Source organism: Pantoea sp. Cy-640, assembly GCF_011752635.1.
Classification (GTDB): Bacteria; Pseudomonadota; Gammaproteobacteria; order Enterobacterales; family Enterobacteriaceae; genus Pantoea; species Pantoea dispersa.
Genome location: NZ_VWXB01000003.1, coordinates 566,995 through 586,023, shown reverse-complemented (window position 1 = coordinate 586,023; position 19,029 = coordinate 566,995). Strand labels below are relative to the sequence as shown.

21 protein-coding genes and 1 other annotated feature are annotated in these 19,029 nt (G+C 58.7%); of the genes, 18 read left to right on the top strand and 3 right to left on the bottom strand.

Annotated elements, in window-relative coordinates; all coding sequences use genetic code 11:
* On the top strand, positions 1-73 hold a 73-nt coding region (locus F3J36_RS24215), incomplete at its 5' end, for a hypothetical protein (RefSeq protein WP_225614602.1).
* A 174-nt stretch (positions 74-247) separates the two neighbouring features.
* Here F3J36_RS24215 and F3J36_RS11520 read toward each other — a convergent pair.
* Together F3J36_RS11520 and F3J36_RS11515 are read right to left on the bottom strand one after the other, a co-directional pair.
* The gene (locus F3J36_RS11520) at positions 248-1,606 is read right to left on the bottom strand and encodes an APC family permease (RefSeq protein WP_058757322.1); all 1,359 of its coding nucleotides are present in this window, start codon (positions 1,604-1,606) and stop codon (positions 248-250) included.
* A 366-nt stretch (positions 1,607-1,972) separates the two neighbouring features.
* On the bottom strand, positions 1,973-3,388 hold the full coding sequence (locus F3J36_RS11515; RefSeq protein WP_021509364.1) for a glutamine synthetase family protein: 1,416 nt from the start codon (positions 3,386-3,388) through the stop codon (positions 1,973-1,975).
* A gap of 211 nt (positions 3,389-3,599) precedes the next feature.
* On the opposite strand from F3J36_RS11515, the gene puuD reads away from it, so the two are divergent.
* Genes puuD through F3J36_RS11500 form a run of 3 tightly spaced genes read left to right on the top strand, consistent with a single transcriptional unit; the run spans position 3,600 to position 6,220 of the window.
* A complete protein-coding gene (gene puuD / locus F3J36_RS11510) occupies positions 3,600-4,364 on the top strand; it encodes a gamma-glutamyl-gamma-aminobutyrate hydrolase (RefSeq protein WP_166719731.1) in 765 nt (254 codons plus the stop codon).
* Positions 4,361-4,918 carry an HTH-type transcriptional regulator PuuR gene (gene puuR / locus F3J36_RS11505; protein ID WP_031280073.1) on the top strand — a complete coding sequence of 186 codons (558 nt, stop codon included), beginning with the start codon at positions 4,361-4,363 and terminating at the stop codon, positions 4,916-4,918. The genes puuD and puuR overlap by 4 nt, the downstream gene beginning before the upstream one ends.
* A gap of 21 nt (positions 4,919-4,939) precedes the next feature.
* Positions 4,940-6,220: an FAD-binding oxidoreductase gene (locus F3J36_RS11500; protein WP_166719730.1), complete on the top strand. Its 1,281-nt coding sequence runs from the start codon at positions 4,940-4,942 to the stop codon at positions 6,218-6,220.
* A 195-nt stretch (positions 6,221-6,415) separates the two neighbouring features.
* Here F3J36_RS11500 and F3J36_RS11495 read toward each other — a convergent pair whose 3' ends face one another.
* Complete coding sequence (locus F3J36_RS11495) at positions 6,416-7,243, bottom strand: SDR family oxidoreductase (protein WP_166719729.1); 828 nt, start codon at positions 7,241-7,243, stop codon at positions 6,416-6,418.
* A gap of 180 nt (positions 7,244-7,423) precedes the next feature.
* Here F3J36_RS11495 and hisL point away from each other — a divergent pair, with 180 nt between their 5' ends.
* The 14 genes from hisL to F3J36_RS11425 all read left to right on the top strand — a co-directional run bounded on the left by hisL (position 7,424) and on the right by F3J36_RS11425 (position 18,981).
* Positions 7,424-7,471, top strand: coding sequence for a his operon leader peptide (gene hisL, locus F3J36_RS11490; RefSeq protein ID WP_100396937.1), 48 nt, complete (start codon positions 7,424-7,426; stop codon positions 7,469-7,471).
* Positions 7,447-7,568 (top strand) — a sequence feature (His leader region). Its footprint overlaps the gene before it by 25 nt.
* Before the next feature lie 54 nt (positions 7,569-7,622).
* Positions 7,623-8,522, top strand: coding sequence for an ATP phosphoribosyltransferase (gene hisG / locus F3J36_RS11485; RefSeq protein ID WP_031280070.1), 900 nt, complete (start codon positions 7,623-7,625; stop codon positions 8,520-8,522).
* Between the two features lie 3 nt (positions 8,523-8,525).
* The gene (hisD, locus tag F3J36_RS11480; RefSeq protein ID WP_059011598.1) at positions 8,526-9,833 is read left to right on the top strand and encodes a histidinol dehydrogenase; all 1,308 of its coding nucleotides are present in this window, start codon (positions 8,526-8,528) and stop codon (positions 9,831-9,833) included.
* Positions 9,830-10,906, top strand: coding sequence for a histidinol-phosphate transaminase (gene hisC, locus F3J36_RS11475; protein ID WP_166719728.1), 1,077 nt, complete (start codon positions 9,830-9,832; stop codon positions 10,904-10,906). The genes hisD and hisC overlap by 4 nt, the downstream gene beginning before the upstream one ends.
* Positions 10,903-11,970: a bifunctional histidinol-phosphatase/imidazoleglycerol-phosphate dehydratase HisB gene (gene hisB / locus F3J36_RS11470; protein WP_166719727.1), complete on the top strand. Its 1,068-nt coding sequence runs from the start codon at positions 10,903-10,905 to the stop codon at positions 11,968-11,970. The genes hisC and hisB overlap by 4 nt, the downstream gene beginning before the upstream one ends.
* Complete coding sequence (gene hisH / locus F3J36_RS11465; protein ID WP_141495236.1) at positions 11,970-12,560, top strand: imidazole glycerol phosphate synthase subunit HisH; 591 nt, start codon at positions 11,970-11,972, stop codon at positions 12,558-12,560. Before hisB ends, hisH begins: the two co-directional genes overlap by 1 nt.
* The gene (gene hisA / locus F3J36_RS11460) at positions 12,560-13,297 is read left to right on the top strand and encodes a 1-(5-phosphoribosyl)-5-[(5-phosphoribosylamino)methylideneamino]imidazole-4-carboxamide isomerase (RefSeq protein WP_166719726.1); all 738 of its coding nucleotides are present in this window, start codon (positions 12,560-12,562) and stop codon (positions 13,295-13,297) included. Before hisH ends, hisA begins: the two co-directional genes overlap by 1 nt.
* The gene (gene hisF / locus F3J36_RS11455; RefSeq protein WP_021509351.1) at positions 13,279-14,055 is read left to right on the top strand and encodes an imidazole glycerol phosphate synthase subunit HisF; all 777 of its coding nucleotides are present in this window, start codon (positions 13,279-13,281) and stop codon (positions 14,053-14,055) included. Before hisA ends, hisF begins: the two co-directional genes overlap by 19 nt.
* A complete protein-coding gene (hisIE, locus tag F3J36_RS11450) occupies positions 14,049-14,660 on the top strand; it encodes a bifunctional phosphoribosyl-AMP cyclohydrolase/phosphoribosyl-ATP diphosphatase HisIE (RefSeq protein WP_021509350.1) in 612 nt (203 codons plus the stop codon). The genes hisF and hisIE overlap by 7 nt, the downstream gene beginning before the upstream one ends.
* Positions 14,661-14,777: 117 nt before the next feature.
* Positions 14,778-16,094: a type II toxin-antitoxin system HipA family toxin gene (locus F3J36_RS11445; RefSeq protein ID WP_166719725.1), complete on the top strand. Its 1,317-nt coding sequence runs from the start codon at positions 14,778-14,780 to the stop codon at positions 16,092-16,094.
* Complete coding sequence (locus tag F3J36_RS11440; protein WP_166719724.1) at positions 16,091-16,426, top strand: helix-turn-helix domain-containing protein; 336 nt, start codon at positions 16,091-16,093, stop codon at positions 16,424-16,426. The genes F3J36_RS11445 and F3J36_RS11440 overlap by 4 nt, the downstream gene beginning before the upstream one ends.
* The gene (locus F3J36_RS11435; RefSeq protein ID WP_166719723.1) at positions 16,413-16,889 is read left to right on the top strand and encodes a YbaK/prolyl-tRNA synthetase associated domain-containing protein; all 477 of its coding nucleotides are present in this window, start codon (positions 16,413-16,415) and stop codon (positions 16,887-16,889) included. The genes F3J36_RS11440 and F3J36_RS11435 overlap by 14 nt, the downstream gene beginning before the upstream one ends.
* Before the next feature lie 66 nt (positions 16,890-16,955).
* Positions 16,956-17,753 (top strand): ABC transporter substrate-binding protein, encoded by a 798-nt coding sequence (locus tag F3J36_RS11430; RefSeq protein WP_058782016.1) that lies wholly within the window; start codon positions 16,956-16,958, stop codon positions 17,751-17,753.
* 112 nt (positions 17,754-17,865) lie between these two features.
* Positions 17,866-18,981 (top strand): succinylglutamate desuccinylase/aspartoacylase family protein, encoded by a 1,116-nt coding sequence (locus F3J36_RS11425; RefSeq protein ID WP_166719722.1) that lies wholly within the window; start codon positions 17,866-17,868, stop codon positions 18,979-18,981.
* Positions 18,982-19,029 lie beyond the last annotated feature (48 nt).

The window sequence follows — 19,029 nt, the reverse complement described above, 5'->3', positions numbered from 1 at the left end:
GTGGTGGTACAGCACAAAAGTGGGGGTGATCGACCTGAAGAAAAAGTCGATCACCATGGGTAAAGGATGTTAAAAAGTGTTCACTATGTCCCCGAACACCTGTCTGCCATGTCCCCGGACTGTACACTCCCACGGGGAGAGGGAGCGGTATAGTGCGTTTTGGTGCAGCGACTGGGCTGATACCTGACACACGCTCGGGCGGTTCCCTCTCCCGCGGGCGGGAGAGGGTTAGGGTGAGGGAAAAGCCTTACACCTCTTCGCTAAACTGCGGTACCGGATTGCGGAACGTGCGGGTCACAAACGCCAGGTAAACAATACCAATCGCCGCCCACACCAGGCCGAGCACCATCGAGGTCTCTTCCAGGTTGATCCACAGCGCACCCACCGTCAGCGCACCCATGATGGGTAGCACCAGATAGTTGAGGTGGTCTTTCAGCGTCTTGTTACGCTTCTCACGAATCCAGAACTGGGCAATCACCGACAGGTTCACAAAGGTGAACGCCACCAGCGCACCGAAGTTAATCAGCGCCGTTGCGGTGACCAGGTCGAAGTTGATCGCCAGCAGCGCTACCGCACCAACCAGCAGCACGTTCAGCGACGGCGTGCGGAATTTCGGATGCACGAAGCCAAAGAAACGCTGCGGGAACACGCCGTCACGGCCCATCACGTACATCAGACGCGAAACGCCGGCGTGTGCCGCCATGCCGCTGGCCAGCACCGTCACCACCGAGAAAATCAGAATGCCGATCTGCAGCGCTTTACCCGCCACGAACAGCATGATTTCCGGCTGTGAAGAGTCCGGATTCTGGAAACGCGAGATATCCGGGAAATACAGCTGCAGGAAGTACGAGACGCCAATAAAGATCACCCCACCAATCAGCGCGGTCAGGAAAATCGCGCGTGGAATGGTGCGCTCGGCATCTTTGGTCTCTTCCGACAGCGAACTGATACCGTCAAAGCCAAGGAACGAGAAGCACAGAATGGTCGCACCGGTAATCATCGGCACCACCTGCGCATTTTCAGACCAGAACGGCTTAGTACTGGTCAGCGTACCGGCGCCAATACCGTGTGCCACACCATACACCACCATACCGGTGATCACCGCCATCACCACGACCTGCAGCACCACAATGACGCTGTTGAAGTTGGCCACGGTTTTGATCCCACGCAGGTTGGAGATGGTCATAAACGCCACCAGCAGCACCACGAAAATCCACGACGGAATGCCCGGCACCAGCGACTCAAAGTAGCTTTTCGCCAGCAGGATGTTGATCATCGGCATGAACAGATAGTCCAGCAGTGATGACCAGCCCACCATAAAGCCGACGTGCGGACTGATAGCCTTCTGAGCATAGGTGTAAGCGGAGCCCGCAGATGGGAAGCGGCGTACCAGCTTGCCGTAGCTCACGGCAGTAAACAGTATCGCGATCAGCGCGAAAGCATAAGCGGTGGCGACGTGACCGTCGGTGAGGCCTGACACGATGCCGAAGGTATCAAACAGGGTCATTGGCTGCATATACGCCAGGCCCATCATGACGACCGGGATCAAAGTCAGAGATTTTTTCAGATGTGCACGCTGTGGTGCGGCAGAGGTATTAAGCGACATTGTTCAGGCCCCCTACAGCAACAACTGAGTTCAGTTGTACCACAGGGATACTGCGCAATGTGCTGCAGTGAGAAGTGATATTAGTGTTTGCGATTGTCGCCGCGCCATAATCATCACGGAAGCGAGAACCAGCCTGCGCTGGTGCAATTGTAAACAGTCCCATCTTTGTTCCTCAAATCTCACGCACAAGCGTGTTTCAGTGTCTATCTATCCGGATGCGTGTCCGGCCTCGTTCATGTAGTGAAAGCACCATGCAAAAAAATAACCGACGTAATAAGCGTCGGTTATGTTTTGTCTTTTGCAGGGCGCGTATTTTGCCCCAACTTAGGCCATCGACACAAGATGTTGGATCAATTCTTCTGTCGGTCAGGCGTTCTTCAACATCCAGTCAATTTCCGTGGCGGTGATCAGCCGTTCAAACTCGCGCAGTTCATACTGTTTGCAGCTGTGCCACACGCCGCTGAAACGCTCGCCGAGCAGCTTTTGCAGCGGATAGCTGTTTTCAAACTCGTACAGCGCATCGCTCTGGCGAATCGGCAGTTCCAGCCCTTCCGCCTCGTGGCCATTGCCCTTCACCGGATGCGGTAAGGGTAGCTGATTATCCAGACCGTGCAAGATACCGGCAATAATTGCTGACACCACCAGATACGGATTGGCATCGGCGCCCGCCACACGGTACTCGACGCGATGGTTTTCTACATCGCCGCAGGGAATGCGCAGCGCCACCGTGCGGTTATTGTGTCCCCATGACGCCTGCAGCGGCACAAACGCCTCCGGCAGGAAGCGGCGAAACGCGTTGACGTTAGGCGCCAGCAGCGCCATTGATGCCGGCATCAGATCGATCATGCCAGCCAGCGCCCGCTTCAGCAGCGGCGAATCGCTGCCATCATCCAGCGCAAAGGCGTTGTGGTCGGCGGCATCCAGCATACTGATATGTACGTGCATGCCGCTGCCTGCATACTCCTCATATGGCTTGGCCATAAACGTGGCGGTCATGCCGTGATTTTCTGCCACCTGGCGCACCAGCCGCTTCAGCAGAATGGCGTCGTCGCAGGCTTTGAGGATATCGCGCGTATGGTGCAGGTTGATTTCGAACTGGCCCGGCGAGGCTTCCGCCAGCGCGCCGTCGGCGGGGATATTCTGCAGTTTCGCCAGCGCATCGATATCGCGCAGTACGTCGGCGAAATGGTCGAGATTATCCAGCGAATACACCTGACTCTGCATGTTGCGCTCTTCACTACCCGGCGCACACGGCGGCTGAATATAGCCTTCGGCATCGCGCTTTTTGTCCACCAGATAGAACTCCAGCTCTACCGCTACCACCGGAAACAGACCGCGATTGCGCAGCTGTTGCCACAGCCGGTTCAGCACGTTTCGGGGTTCAACGTCAAAGGGAGTGCCATCTTGGTCGCACATGGTCAGCAGCAGCTGGGCGATGCGTTGCGGGTCAGAGGCGGAAGGAATTAAGGTCCCGGGGACCGGTATGCAGAGGTTATCAGGTTCGCCGAGCGCCTGTCCGAGGCCGGCTTCCTCGACGGTGTTGCCGAGAATGTCCATGGCGAAAACCGAGGCCGGGAAGTAACACCCTTTTTCCAGCTTGGCTAACGCGGAGACGGGAATGCGTTTACCGCGAAATACCCCGTTGAGATCGTTTAACAGAATATCGACATACTGCGTTTCCGGATGGCGTTCCAGCCAGGTTTTCACCTCCAGCTGGAACGCGCTGGTTCGTTTTTCTTCACTGTGTCGCGTGAAGTCTTCTACTTCCACGAGGTTCGTCATCTTCCCACCCGCCCTATACCGTTTAAGATGGTTTGCACATGCTCAAAATAACAGCCACACCTCTAACATAGCTCTAACGCAAATGGTGTGCAAATGTAACAATTCTGTTTGAAGAACAACCAGACGGTTGCTAGATTGACAATATATTGCACACTTTTTCTACTTAGCGCGCAAAACCGGCGAAAATATTGAACAGCAGCGTGGAGACGTAATGGGCATTATTTTTGACAAGCCTTTGATTGGCGTAGTGATGTGCCAGAACCCCATCGGCAACCACGTTGGGCAGACCGTGCATAACAAATACCTCGACGCCGTGGTGCTGGCTGGTGGCGTGCCGCTGCCTTTACCGCATCAGCTGATGCACGCGCCGCAGCTATTAGAAAACAGTATGACGCTGCTGGACGGCATTTTGCTCACCGGCAGCCCAAGCAACATTGAGCCCTGGCATTACGGTGAAGAGGGCCATGAGGCGCATGCCGATCCGTCGCGTGACCGCTTGTCCTTTGCGCTTATCACCCACGCCAGCGGGAAAAAGATGCCGATGCTGGGCATCTGCCGCGGTTTGCAGGAGCTGGTGGTCGCGAACGGCGGCGCGCTGCATCGCCAGCTGCATCAGACGCATCTGTTTCAGGAGCACCGCGAAGATGACAGCCAGCCGCTGGAGCAACAGTACGCGCCGGCGCATCTGGTGCAGCCCGAACCCGACGGCCTGCTGAGCCAGCTGCTCGGCAGCGCTGCCGCGTTCGCGGTCAATTCGCTGCACGGCCAGGGCATCCGCGAGCCTGGCCCGCAGTTACGCATTGAAGCCCGCGCGCCGGATGGCCTGATTGAAGCCGTCAGCCTGCGCCAGCATCCGTTTGCGCTGGCGGTGCAATGGCATCCGGAGTGGCAATCCAATCGCGATCCGGTCTCGCGCCGTTTATTCGAGGCCTTTATCCACGCCGCAGCACGTTATCACAAGGAAAAGCAGCCATGAATGATGCCACTCTGGCGCCCGGACGACGCTTATCGCAAATCCGGCAGGAGTTGGGATTGTCTCAGCGTCGCGTCGCTGAGTTGTCAGGTTTAACACACAGCGCCATCAGCACCATTGAGCAGGATAAAGTCAGCCCGGCAGTCAGCACGTTACAAAAGCTACTCAAAGTGTATGGGCTGTCGCTGTCGGAGTTTTTCTCGGAGCCGAAAGTGAATGCCACGCCGCGCATCATCGTGCGCCCGGATGATTGCGTTGAGATCGGCAGCCTCGGTGTTTCTTTACAGCTGATTGATAACGGTGCGGCGAAGCGCGCGCTGGCGATGCTGCTGGAGCGCTACGAGCCGGGGGCCAGCACCGGTGAAAAGCTGCGCCATCCGGGGGAAGAGACCGGCACGGTGCTGGAGGGGGAAATCACCCTGGTGGTGAACGGTCAGAGTTATCACCTTAACCGCGGCGAAAGCTACGTGATTGATACCGGTTTGCCGCACAGTTTTACCAATACGTCAGATCAGCCGTGTCGCATTGTCAGCGCGCATACGCCCGCCAATTTCTGAGTTCACGCGCTACCGGAGGTTATGATGCACCACGTGCAAAGTTATTACGCCGCGACCGCCAACGCGCACGCGCCGTGGCCGCAGCTGCAGGAGAGCATTCAGTGTGACGTCTGCATCATCGGCGGCGGGTTTACCGGGCTCTCTTCCGCGCTGTTTCTCACCGAAGCCGGTTACGATGTGGTGGTGCTGGAAGCGGCCCGCATCGGCTTCGGCGCCAGCGGCCGCAACGGCGGCCAGGTGGTGAATTCCTACAGTCGCGATGTCGATGTGATTGAGCAGCGCTACGGCAAACAGACTGCGCAGATGCTGGGCAGCATGATGTTCGAAGGAGCGGAGATTATCCGCGACCGCATCGATCGTTACGCCATCGCCTGCGACTATCGTCCCGGCGGCATTTTCGCAGCGCTCAATCAGCGCCAGATGGGGCATCTGCGCAGCCAGCAGGCCAGTTGGGCACGCTACGGCAACAGCGATCTGGAGCTGCTGGACGAGCGCGGTATCCGCCGTGAAGTGGCCACCGACCGTTACGTCGGCGGCCTGCTGGACCGGCGCGGCGGCCATCTGCACCCGCTCAATCTGGCGTTGGGTGAAGCCGAAGCGATTCGCCGGCACGGCGGCCGTATATATGAGCAGTCGGCGGCGCTGGCAGTGACCTACGGCGCACCCAACCGGGTCAAAACCGCACAGGGCGAGGTCAGCGCCACCTTTGTGATTTTTGCCGGCAACGCCTATCTGCCGTCACAGCTGGAACCGCGACTGGGGCGCAAAAGCATGCCGTGCGGCTCGCAGATCGTCACCACCGAGCCGCTGAGCCGCGATCAGGCGCTGGGGCTGATGCCCAATAACCACTGTGTGGAAGATTGTAACTATCTGCTGGATTACTTCCGCCTGACTGCCGACAACCGCCTGCTGTACGGCGGCGGCGTGGTGTACGGCGCGCGCGAACCGGAAGACATCGAGGCGTTGATCCGGCCCAAGCTGCTGCGCACCTTTCCGCAGTTGCGCGACGTGAAGATCAGCCATCGCTGGAGCGGTAACTTCCTGCTTACGCTGTCGCGCATGCCGCAGTTTGGTCAGCTGGAGAAGAATGTGTTCTTTATGCAGGGCGATAGCGGACATGGCGTGACCTGCACGCACCTCTCCGGCAAGCTGATCGCCGAAGTGCTGCGCGGCCATGCAGAGCGGTTTGATGCATTTGCGAAGCTGCCGCACCTGCCGTTTCCCGGCGGAAGACGCTTTAAGGTGCCACTGACGGCGATGGGTGCGGCCTGGTATGCGTTAAGGGATCGGCTGGGGGTTTAGGTGGCTGCGGTTTGCTGCCCTCACCCCGGCCCTCTCCCACGGGGAGAGGGAGAAGGATGGTGCGTTCATCTGTATAGAGAGGGAGAAGGACGGTGTCTTTATTTAAGCCGGGAGCAGTACCAGGAGTGCGCGCTCGGGCGGTTCCCTCTCCCGCGGGCGGGAGAGGGTTAGGGTGAGGGCAACCCCGCACCGCCCCTACTCCAGCGGCATCTTCATCGGGTCATCGTAGCTGTACTCAAACCCCAGCTCGTGACAAATCTTCGAACCGTCAATCACCTTGCCGCTGGCGCGCACCGGCTCGGCAACAAACGTCGGTGGCACCAGGCCTAACTGCTTCGACACGCTCGGGTAAAAGCTGTCGCGTGATGGATGTTTCGGGGCGCACAGATTGTAAACGTGCCCGCCCTTCGGCGTTTGCAGCAGCAGCACAATCGCGTCGACCACATCATCAAGATGCACCAGATTCACCGCGTGCGCGCCGTTTTCCAGGTTGGTTTTGCCGGCGAGGAAACGGCCCGGATGACGATTCGGGCCGACCAGTCCGGCGAGACGCACGATATCTATGCTGGTGCCCGGCAGGCCATGCAGCCAGTTTTCCAGCTCCACCAGCGTTTTGCCCGCTACCGTCTCCGGCTGCAGCGCACTGCTCTCTTTTCTCACGCCGTCGCCGCTGCCGTATACCGAGGTAGAGCTGGTAAAGATGATGCGCGGCACTTTATTCGCCAGCGCGGTGTCGACCACGTTCTGCACCGCCTGCATATAATCTTCGCCGCCCTGCACGGTGCGGCTGGCGGGCAGCGTCACCACCAGCGCATCCACCGCCATCAGCGCGGCCAAATCGTCCGCTTCACACTCCAGCTCCGGTGACAGCACCAGCTGAAACGCATCAATACCACAGCGGCGCGCCGCATCGACGCCATCCGGTGAAGTTTTGCTGCCGGTCACCTGCCAGCCGCGCGCTGACAGCGCCATCGCCAGCGGCATTCCCAGCCATCCCAGACCTACAATCGCCACCTTTTTCATATCGACTCCTGCTCTCCCGCGCTAAGACACCCCATCTTAGTGCCAGCGCGCCAGCCAGACCAGCGCAAACTGTTGCCGAAGGTTGCGAAAACTGACGTTAAAAAAGGGTTGCCAAGCGCCGCCATCTTCGTTAGGTTTATCAGCACGCAAATGAATACTCATTCAGCAACGGAATTTTTTATGACACGCGTTCAGTTCAACCACCATCATCACCATCACCCTGACTAGTCTTTCAGGCGATGTGTGCTGGAAGACGTTTAGGATCTTCCAGTGGTGCGAGCGCAAAGAGAGCCCCCGGAAGATCATCTTCCGGGGGTTTTTTTATGGGCGAACGCAACCCAAAACGCTTCAGACAGGATTGAATAAGAGGACAGGAACCATGTTAGATAACACCCGTTTACGCATAGCTATGCAGAAATCCGGCCGTTTGAGTGATGAATCACGCGAACTGCTGGCACGCTGCGGTATTAAAATTAACCTTCAGCAGCAGCGTCTGATTGCGTTTGCGGAGAACATGCCGATCGACATCCTGCGCGTGCGCGATGACGATATCCCTGGCCTGGTGATGGATGGCGTGGTCGACCTCGGTATCGTTGGCGAAAACGTGCTGGAAGAGGAGCTGCTGACGCGCCGCGCGCAGGGCGAAGACCCGCGCTACTTTACGCTGCGCCGCCTCGATTTCGGCGGTTGCCGCCTGTCACTGGCAATGCCGGTCGATGCCGAGTACACCGGTCCGCAATGCCTGAATAATGCCCGTATCGCCACCTCTTACCCGCACCTGCTGAAGAAATACCTTGATAAACAAGGCATCGCGTTTAAATCCTGCCTGCTGAACGGCTCCGTTGAAGTGGCACCGCGCGCCGGTCTGGCCGATGCCATTTGCGACCTGGTGTCCACCGGCGCCACGCTGGAAGCCAACGGCCTGCGTGAAGTTGAAGTGATCTACCGCTCTAAAGCGGTGCTGATTCAGCGCGACGGCGAACTGCCGGCGGCGAAACAGCAGCTGGTGGACACGCTGATGACGCGTATCCAGGGCGTGATTAAAGCGCGTGAATCCAAATACATCATGCTGCACGCGCCGAGCGAGCGGCTGGAAGAAGTTATCGCCCTGCTGCCGGGTGCCGAGCGCCCTACCGTGCTGCCGCTGGCCGGTGAAGTGAGCCGCGTGGCGATGCACATGGTGAGCAGCGAAACGCTGTTCTGGGAAACCATGGAAAAACTGAAGGCGCTGGGCGCCAGTTCGATCCTCGTGCTGCCAATTGAAAAAATGCTGGAGTAACCGATGAGCGCAATCATGCAACCTATCGACTGGCAGGCGTGCAGTGCCGAACAGCAGCAGGCGCTGCTGCAGCGTCCGGCAATCTCGGCATCGGCCAGCATCAGCGCCACCGTGCAGGACGTGCTGGTGCAGGTGAAACAGCAGGGCGACGCGGCACTGCGGGCGTTCAGCGCGCGCTTCGACAAAGCCCAGGTGGAGAATCTGCGCGTGTCCGCCGCTGAGATGCAGGCGGCCGGCGAGCGGCTGAGCGACAATTTAAAGCAGGCGATGGCAGACGCCATGGCGAATATCGAAACCTTCCACAACGCGCAGATTCTGCCGCCGGTGGACGTGGAAACCCAGCCTGGCGTGCGCTGCCAGCAGATCACCCGTCCGGTGAAGTCGGTCGGCCTGTATATTCCTGGCGGCTCGGCGCCGCTGTTCTCCACCGTACTGATGCTGGCAACGCCGGCGCGCATCGCCGGCTGCGGCCGCGTGGTGCTGTGCTCGCCGCCGCCAATTGCCGATGAAATTCTGTATGCGGCGCAGCTATGCGGCGTGCAGGAAGTGTTTCAGGTCGGCGGCGCGCAGGCGATTGCCGCCCTCGCCTTCGGCACAGAAAGCGTACCGAAAGTAGACAAGATTTTTGGCCCGGGCAACGCGTACGTGACCGAAGCGAAACGCCAGGTCAGCCAGCGTCTCGACGGCGCGGCGATCGACATGCCTGCCGGTCCGTCTGAGGTGCTGGTGATTGCCGATGAAGGCGCGACGCCGGCGTTTGTCGCCTCCGATCTGCTGTCGCAGGCCGAACACGGTCCGGATTCCCAGGTGATCCTGCTGACGCCTTCACGGCAGCTGGCCGAAGGCGTGGCGCTGGCGGTTGAACAACAGCTGGCGCAGCTGCCGCGTGCCGCCACGGCCCGTCAGGCGCTGGAGAGCAGCCGCCTGATTGTGGCGCAGGATCTGGCGCAGTGCGTTGAGATTTCCAATCAGTACGGCCCGGAGCACCTGATTATTCAGACGCGCCAGCCACGCGCGCTGGTTGAGGAGATCACCAGCGCCGGTTCGGTATTCCTCGGCGACTGGTCGCCGGAATCCGCCGGTGATTATGCCTCCGGCACCAATCACGTGCTGCCGACCTATGGCTACACCGCGACCTGCTCCAGCCTTGGGCTGGCCGATTTCCAGAAACGCATGACGGTACAGGAGCTGACGCCGCAGGGCTTCCTCAACCTCGCCGCCACCATTGAAACCCTCGCCGCTGCGGAACAGCTGGACGCGCACAAAAATGCCGTGACCCTGCGCGTCGCCGCCCTGAAGGAGCAAGCATGAGCAACAACGTTGAAGATTTAGCCCGCGCCAACGTGCGCGCGCTGACGCCCTATCAGTCTGCTCGTCGCCTCGGTGGCAACGGTGACGTATGGCTGAATGCCAACGAATTTCCGCTACCGGTGCCGTTTGAGCTGTCGCAGCAGACGCTGAACCGCTATCCGGAGTGCCAGCCCAAATTAGTCATTTCGCGCTATGCCGCCTATGCCGGCGTCCAGCCGGAGCAGGTGCTGGTGAGCCGCGGGGCGGATGAAGGGATTGAGTTGCTGATGCGCGCCTTCTGCGAACCGGGCAAAGACGCCATTCTGTTCTGCCCGCCAACCTACGGCATGTACAGCGTCAGCGCCGAAACCATCGGCATTGAGTACCGCACGGTGCCGGCACTGGACAACTGGCAGCTCAATCTGCCCGCCATCGCGGACCAGCTGGACGGCGTGAAAGTGGTGTACATGTGCAGCCCGAACAACCCGACCGGCAATCTGATTGATCAGGATGATATCCGCCAGCTGCTGGCGATGACCGCCGGCAAAGCGCTGGTGGTGGCCGACGAAGCCTATATTGAGTTCTGCCCGCAAGCAACGCTGGCCGGCTGGCTGCAGGCGTTCCCGCACCTGGTGATTCTGCGCACGCTGTCGAAAGCCTTTGCGCTGGCTGGCCTGCGCTGCGGCTTTACCCTGGCCAACAAGCCGGTGATCGATCTGCTGCTGAAGGTGATTGCACCTTACCCGCTGGCGACGCCGGTGGCCGACGTGGCGGCGCAGGCGCTGAGCGAGCAAGGCATCGCGCTGATGCGTCAGCACGCGCAGCAGCTTAACGACAACCGCGCCTGGCTGTGCGAACAGCTGCCGCAGCTGAGCGTCGTGCAGCAGGTCTTCCCGAGCGAAACCAACTATATTCTGGCGCGCTTCACCGACTCGCCAAAAGTGTTTAAAACGCTGTGGGATCAGGGCATTATTCTGCGCGACCAAAACAAAAACCCTGGCCTGGCGGGATGTCTGCGCATCTCCATTGGCACCCGTGAAGAGTGCGAGCGCCTGATCGCCGCGCTGCAAGCCTTATCTGTGGAGCAAGCATGAGTCAGAAGATCCTTTTTATCGACCGCGATGGCACCCTCATCTCTGAGCCGCCGACAGATTTTCAGGTGGACCGTATGGAGAAGCTGGCGTTTGAGAAGAACGCCATCCCGGCCCTGCTGGCGCTGCAGGAGGCGGGTTATCAGCTGGTGATGATCACCAATCAGGACGGCCTGGGCACTGAATGCTTCCCGCAGGCCGATTTTGACGGCCCGCACAACCTGATGATGCAGATCCTGCGCTCACAGGGCGTGAACTTCAGCGACATCCTGATCTGCCCGCATCTGCCGGAAGAGAACTGCGACTGCCGCAAGCCAAAGACCAAAATGGTCGAAGCCTGGCTGGCCGACGGCGCACTGGATACCGCCAACAGCTATGTGATTGGCGACCGTCTGACCGACATCCAGCTGGCGCAGAACATGGGCATTCAGGGCCTGCGCTACGGCGCGGAAGGCGAAGACTGGGACGCGATTCAGGCGCGCCTGACCAAACGCGATCGTCACGCGCTGGTGAACCGCAACACCAAAGAGACGCAGATCAAAGTGGAAGTGTGGCTGGATCGCGAAGGCGGCAGCAAAATCAACACCGGCGTCGGCTTCTTTGATCACATGCTGGATCAGATCGCCGTGCACGGCGGCTTCCGCATGAACATTGAGGTGAAAGGCGACCTGTATATCGACGATCACCACACGGTAGAAGACACCGGCCTGGCGCTGGGCGAAGCGCTGCTGAAGGCGCTGGGCGACAAGCGCGGCATCGGCCGCTTCGGCTTCGTGCTGCCAATGGATGAGTGCCTGGCGCGCTGCGCGCTGGATATCTCCGGCCGTCCGCACCTCGAATACAAAGCCGAGTTCAGCTATCAGCGCGTTGGCGACCTGAGCACCGAAATGGTCGAGCACTTCTTCCGCTCGCTGTCGTACGCCATGATGAGCACGCTGCACCTGAAAACCAAAGGCCGCAACGATCATCACCGCGTAGAAAGCCTGTTCAAAGCCTTTGGCCGCACGCTGCGTCAGGCGATTCGCGTTGAGGGCAACACCCTGCCGAGCTCGAAAGGAGTGCTGTAATGAACGTGGTGATTCTTGATACCGGCTGCGCCAACCTCTCTTCGGTTAAGTGGGCGATTGAGCGTCTTGGCTACACACCCGCGGTGAGCCGCGATCCGGACGTGGTGCTGCGCGCCGACAAACTGTTTCTGCCCGGCGTCGGTACCGCGCGGGCGGCGATGGACCAGCTGCAGGAGCGCGAGCTGATCGAGCTGGTGAAAGCCTGCACCCAGCCGGTGCTCGGCATCTGTCTCGGCATGCAGCTGCTCGGACGCGGCAGCGATGAGAACGGCGGCGTCAGCACGCTGGGCATCGTTGATGAGCCGGTATCGCTGATGGATACCCGGGGTTTACCGCTGCCGCACATGGGCTGGAACCAGATCACCGCGCAGGCCGGCAATCACCTGTTCCGCAACATTCCGGACGGCAGCTATTTCTACTTTGTGCACAGCTACGCCATGCCGGTGAATGCCGCCACCATCGCCCAGTGCGACTATGGCCTGCCGTTCACCGCCGCCCTGCAGAAAGATAACTTCTTCGGCGTGCAGTTCCACCCGGAGCGCTCGGGTAAAGCCGGTGCGCAGCTGCTGAAAAACTTCCTGGAGATGTGATGATTATCCCCGCATTAGATTTGATTGACGGCAAAGTGGTACGCCTGCATCAGGGCGACTACGGCCAGCAGCGCGATTACGGCAACGATCCCCTGCCGCGCCTGCAGGATTATGAACGCCAGGGCGCGGAAGTGTTACATCTGGTGGATTTGACCGGGGCGAAAGATCCGGCAAAGCGCCAGATCCCGCTGCTAACCACGCTTTTACGCGGCGTCAGCGTGCCGGTGCAGGTTGGTGGCGGTATCCGTCATCGTGACGATGTGGCCGCCCTGCTGGCAGCCGGCGCCACGCGCGTGGTGGTTGGCTCCACCGCAGTGAAGCAGCCGGAAGCAGTGAAAAGCTGGTTTAGCGAATTCGGTGCCGACGCCATTGTGCTGGCGCTCGATGTGCGCATTGACGCCAGCAATCGCAAAGACGTGGCGATCAGCGGCTGGCAGGAAGCCGCAGGCGTGACGCTGGAAGAGGTGATTGGCTGGTATCAGCCGGTGGGCCTGAAACATGTGCTGTGCACCGATATTTCGCGTGACGGCACGCTGAGCGGTTCCAATGTGGCGCTGTATCAGGAAGTATCCCAGGCGTTTCCGGACATCGCGTTCCAGTCTTCCGGCGGCATCGGTTCACTGGACGATATCGCTGCCCTGCGCGGCAGCGGTGCACAGGGTGTGATTGTCGGTCGCGCCCTGCTGGAAGATAAATTTACGGTAGCGGAGGCAATTGCATGCTGGCAAAACGGATAATCCCCTGTCTGGACGTGCGTGACGGGCAAGTAGTGAAAGGCGTGCAGTTCCGCAACCACGAAATCATTGGTGACATCGTCCCGCTGGCGCAGCGCTATGCCCAGGAAGGCGCTGACGAACTGGTGTTTTACGATATCACCGCCTCTTCCGACGGCCGCGTGGTGGATAAAAGCTGGGTATCGCGCGTGGCGGAAGTGATCGATATTCCGTTCTGCGTCGCCGGTGGCATCAAAACCCCGGAAGATGCGGCGCGCATTCTGCAGTTTGGCGCAGACAAAATCTCTATCAACTCACCCGCGCTGGCCGATCCGACGCTGATTACCCGGCTGGCGGACCGCTTCGGCGTGCAGTGCATCGTGGTCGGCATCGATACCTGGTTTGATGAAGCCAGCGGCAAGTATCACGTCAATCAGTATACCGGCGACGAAGCGCGCACCCGCGTTACCCAGTGGGAAACGCTGGACTGGGTAGAGGAAGTGCAGAAGCTGGGCGCTGGCGAGATCGTACTGAATATGATGAACCAGGACGGCGTGCGTAACGGCTACGACCTGGTGCAGCTGAAGAAGGTGCGTGACGTGTGTAAGGTGCCGCTGATTGCTTCCGGCGGCGCAGGAACCATGGCGCACTTCCTCGAAGCCTTCGAGCAGGCCAACGTCGACGGCGCGCTGGCGGCTTCGGTGTTTCACAAACAAATTATCAATATCGGTGAGTTAAAAAACTTTCTGATCGACAACGGTGTGGAGATTCGCGCGTGTTAACTGCAGAACAACTGGCCAGACTGGACTGGGCCAAAACCGCGGGCATGATGCCCGTCATCGTCCAGCACAACGTCTCCGGCGAAGTGCTGATGCACGGTTATATGAACGAGGACGCGCTGCACAAGACGCTGGCCGACGGCAACGTCACCTTCTTCTCCCGCACCAAAAACCGTTTATGGACCAAAGGCGAAACGTCGGGCCACTTCCTCAAAGTGGTCAGCATCACGCCGGATTGCGATAACGACACGCTGCTGGTGCTGGCCAATCCGATTGGCCCCACCTGCCATCTCGGTACCTCGAGCTGCTTTTCGCCTGCCGCACCGGACTGGACGTTCCTGTATCAGCTGGAGCAACTGCTGGCCTCGCGTAAAAGCGCCGATCCGGCCAGCTCCTATACGGCGAAGCTGTACGCCAGCGGCACCAAGCGCATTGCACAGAAGGTGGGAGAAGAAGGTGTTGAGACCGCGCTGGCCGCTACCGTCAATGACCGCCACGAACTGACCAACGAAGCCTCCGACCTGCTGTACCATCTGCTGGTGCTGCTGCAGGATCAGGAGCTGGACCTCAGCACCATCATCAACAACCTGCGCGCACGCCATAAGTAACAATTGTGCGCCATGCTGCTCAAAACGGGCTTTCTGGCTCGATTTTGAGCAGCATGCTTCTCAAAAAATCCTGATTCAGCTAAAATTGAGCAACATACTGCTCAATGGGATGTTGCTATGCTGACCCTACAACTTTGTCTAAATGGGACCTGGCACGATGCCGCTCAGCTTGAAATAAAAGCGCCGCAGCGTGGCCGTGATAGTGAAGCACTGCTGGCTTATGACTTTACCTATGCAGTAGAACACCTCGACCGCAAAGATATTGCCAGTTGTAGCCTGAACTGTCCTGTCATGCTGATCGGTAGCCATTACGCGAAGCCCTGGTTTGGATTTCTGGATGATATTATCCCGGCTGGTGCCAGCCGTCGTTACTGGATTAGCCAACTGGGCTTGCAGGGTAAGTCCGCTGGTGAGCAGGATTACGCGCTTTTGAAAGCGGGTACCATTGCCCCTGTGGGAAATCTGCGTATCAAAGAGTCTTTGCCACAGCTTCCTGAGAATAGCACTCTGCCAACCCGACGTTTTTCCGCCGAATGGGCGATTGAGCGTGACAGTGATTTTCTGGAATATGCGCAGCAGATGGGCGCGGCCAGCGGTGGTGCAACGGGTGCGGGTGGCGAAGCGCCAAAATTACTGTTACGTCGCAATGCACAGCAGGAAGTGTGGATAGATACCTGGCAGGACGACCCACTGAATCAGGATACGCCCTATCTGGTCAAATATCCGCGTGGAACCCGCAGCCCGATAGATTGCGATATCCTGCGCGCCGAATACCACTTCTATCACGAACTTCAGGCACTGGGCATTGACACCATTGATACCCGGCAAATGCTGCTGTGTGAAGGCTCGCGTTACCCATCGCTATGGCTACCGCGATTTGATATAGCGTTTGTTGAAAACAGAAAAGTGCTATATGGACTGGAATCAATTTATTCACTGATGCAAAAAGCGCCAGGCAGCTATCTTAATCATTTCGACATCATTCACTGCCTGACGGAGAAGTTGAATTTGCCACAGGCAGAACGCGAAGCACTGGTCGTCGAATGGGTTAAACGCGACATACTGAACATTGTCTTTGGCAACTCCGATAACCATGGACGTAACAGCGCTATCCTAAAAAAAACCAGCGGTATGTGGCTGGCTCCGGTTTACGACTTTGCTCCGATGAAAGCCGATCCTGAAGGTGTGGTTCGCACGACACAATGGGGCTCACCGTATGAGGAAGGCGGTCATTACAACTGGCATCGGATTGCACAACATCTTAACCATCTGGTTTCTGAACAAAGGTTACTGGATGAACTGCGTGCACTAACGCAAAAGCTCATCGGCCTAAAGGCGCGCCTGGCCCACCGCGGCGTGCCCAAATCGATCCTGGAAATGCCCGGCATCGGATTCAATTATCTGGATGAGCGTATTGCAGGATGGAGATTATGACGAAAACCATGACGCCGTTTGAACGTGAAGCGCTATTGCTGACGTTGTTACGTCAGTCGATTGAAGAAAAATCCACTCACGGCCAGTTACTCATGCAACTCCGCAAGCAGGTGCTGGGATTTTCCCAGGATCGCTATGCCGCGCTGGCTGGCATCAGCCGGCGTACATTGTCTGATATCGAGCAGGATAAAGAGAGCGTGACGCTGAATACGCTGAATCGCGCATTTAAGCCGCTCGGGCTGGAAATTGGTTTATTGCCACAACAATCCCATATGCGGCAAACGCTGCTGGCACAATTGGCTCAACAAGGGGCATCCCATGACCACCCATGAAAAACTTATCGCTCTGCTTGACCTGCACGGTGCGCGCTATCGCCTGCTTGAGCATGGCGCCGTCGGGAAATGCGAAGCGGTGGCAGCACTGCGCGGTACCGAGGTAGGCCAGGGCGCAAAAGCACTGGTGTGCCATGTAAAAGGCAACGGCATCAAACAGCATGTACTGGCAGTGCTGCCAGCCGACCAGCAGGCCGACCTGAGTAAAGTGGCAGCCGCCGTGGGTGGCCGGCGCGCCTCGCTGGCTTCCCCGGCAGAAGTGGATGCGCTGACCGGCTGCGTGTTTGGCGCGATTCCGCCGTTTAGCTTTCATGCGGATTTACAGCTGGTGGTCGACCCGCTGCTGCTCGAGCGCTACGACGAAATTGCCTTTAACGCCGGGCTGCTGGAGAAGTCGGTGGTACTGCAGGTGGAGGATTACCGCGCACTGCATAATGGTAACGTGATGAAAATAATACTCTAATTGCCATACACCACGCTGAGCGGTACTCTCGATGACTTATCATCACGACAAAAGAAGACCGCAACTATGGCAAGTTCCCGTTTTACCGCCCGTCTGCGCCAGACGCTGGCACTGGCTGTGCTGGCAGGCTGCGCGTTCGGCGCTCAGGCAAAAATCGATCAGGTACGTTTCGCCGTTGATCCAACCTATCCCCCTTTTGAATCCAAAACGCCGCAGGGCAAGCTGGTCGGGTTTGACATCGACCTCGGCAATGCGCTGTGCGCGCAGATGCAGGCCAAATGCGTGTGGGTCGAGAGCCAGTTCGACGGCATGATCCCGGCGCTGAAGGCGCGTAAGTTTGATGCCATCCTGTCGGATATGGGTATCACCGAAGAGCGTCTGAAGCAGATCGACTTCACCGTGCCGCTGTATGACACCCACACCCAGCTGATTGCGCGTAAAGGCTCCGGCCTGCTGCCCACCGCGGAATCGCTGAAAGGCAAAACCGTGGGCGTGGAACAGGGCACCGTGCAGGAGCGCTACGCGCTGGCAAAATGGCAGCCGCACGGCGTGAACGTGGTGCCGTATGGCGATCAGGCACAGGTTGAGAGCGACCTGATTTCCGGACGCCTTGACGTGGTGTTCACCGATGCCGCGCAGGCCGCAAACGGCTTCCTGAAACATCCGCAGGGCAAAGATTTCGAACTGGCTGGCCCGATTGTGCAGGATCCGATTATCGGCCCCGGCACCGCCATCGGCCTGCGCAAAGGCGATACCGAATTAAAAACCGCGCTGGACAACGCCTTCGCGGAGATCAAAAAGAACGGTACCTTTGATACCTTGCAGAAGAAGTATTTTGCGACGGATATCTCTATTAAACCGTGATCGATGGGGCGGCGCATTTGCCGCCCTTTTTCCAGCACAACTATAATTCCCTTCATCAATTTCATGCGGCGCGGCCACGAGCGTGCCCCAGACACAGGACATCGACTGCGTTATGCAACAACAACATCATCCTTTGTTAAGCGCGACGCTGGGCACCCAGCGGGAAATTGTCAGCTTTCACTTCGGCACCGACTCACAGCAGCGGGTGTATATTCAGGCGGCGCTGCACGGCGATGAGCTGCCGGGCATGGCAGTGGCGTGGTATCTCAAGCAGAAGCTGCTGGCGCTGGAGTCGGCGGGCAAGCTGAAAGCCAAAATCACTTTAGTGCCGGTCGCGAATCCACTCGCACTGGGTCAGCACTGGCATGGCACTCACCTCGGACGTTTTCATACTCTTTCTGGTCAGGATTTTAACCGTCGCTTCCCGGCGCTGGGCGATACGCTGGCGGCAGAACTGGCGGGCTCGCTGACACAGAGTGAATATGAAAACAAACGACTGATTCGCGACGCCATCGATCGTCACTACCGCGACCGCATCGCCAAAAGCGAACTGGAGGCCCAGCGCTTCACCCTGATGCGCATGGCCAGCCAGGCAGACCTGATGATTGACCTGCACTGCGACTGGGATGCCTTGCCGCATCTTTACACCACACCGCACGCCTGGCCGGAGATTGAGCCGCTGGCGCGCTGGCTTGGCAGTGAAGTGCAGCTACTGGCGCAGATCTCCGGCGGTGAGCCGTTTGATGAGGCCTGCTGTGAACCCTGGCTGACGCTGGCTGAGCGTTTTGGCAAAGATTACCCGATGCCGCGCGGCCTGCTGCCGGTGACGCTGGAACTGCGCGGCGTAGCCGATGTGTCGCCGGAACAGGCGGAGAAGGATGCGGATGCGATTATCAATGCGCTAATTGAAGGGGGATATATTGCCGGAGAAACCGGAGACTCCCCTGCCCTGATCCATGCGCCAACGCAACTGGCGGGCTGTGAGTACATCCACGCGCCTCACTCCGGACTGCTGCTGAACCGCAGAAAATTAGGTGAGTGGATTAAAGCGGGCGAAGTGGTGGCGGAGGTTGTCGACCCGATCAATGACTACGTGACACCGCTGGTGGCTGAGTTTGGCGGCGTGCTGTATGCACGAAACCTGACCAAGTTTGTCACGGCTGGAATGCTGGTGGTGAGGCTGGCGGGGGAAAATGCGGGACGTAAGGGGGAGTTGCTGGTGGTTTAGAGATTTTTGGTCGTTTTTTTAATTAAATTATGAAAGATGAAAAGCCGG